This window comes from Bradyrhizobium sp. P2_E8, assembly GCF_056403875.1.
This window is the reverse complement of record NZ_JBFUES010001935.1, coordinates 1-512: the sequence shown is the minus strand read 5'-3', so window position 1 is coordinate 512 and position 512 is coordinate 1. Positions and strand designations below refer to the sequence as shown.

Sequence of the window (512 nt, the reverse complement as noted above, 5' to 3'; positions counted from 1 at the left end):
GGATGGACTGCCTTCCTCAACCGCTTTCCGAATGGATTCTACACCGATCTCGCCAAGGGCCAGTTGAACAAGATCGCCGCCGAAGAAACCCGCACTGCGGCCGCAGACAAGGCTCGGCAGGCAGAGGAGGAGAAGGCGCGGCTTGCGGCGGACCGCGCCAAGAAGGCCGAGCAGGACAAGGCGGCTGCCGCCGCCAAGGCCGCCGAGGATGCCCGGGTCGCGGCCGAGAAGGCGAAGCAGGTCGAGGAAGCCAAGGCGGCCGCGGCCGAGCAGCGCAGGAAGGATGCCGAGGCTGCTGCAGCCAAGGTGCAGGCCGACAAGCAGGCTGCCGCGAAGGCGCTCGCCGACAAGATCGCGAACGACAAAGCGGCTTCCGAGCTGGCCGCAAAACAGGCGACTGAGAAGGCCCAGCGTGACGGCGAGCAGAAGGTCGCCGCAGTTGCGCCCAGCCAAACGCCGCCGAGTCTCTCGCCGCAGGAGACGGCCAAACTGGTGCAGTCAGGTGCAGTCAG

The 512-nt window shown here is 67.4% G+C and carries 1 pseudogene; it reads left to right on the top strand.

What is annotated here, in order from left to right:
* Positions 1-512: pseudogene (locus AC1D00_RS44790) on the top strand (caspase family protein); the annotation flags it as partial.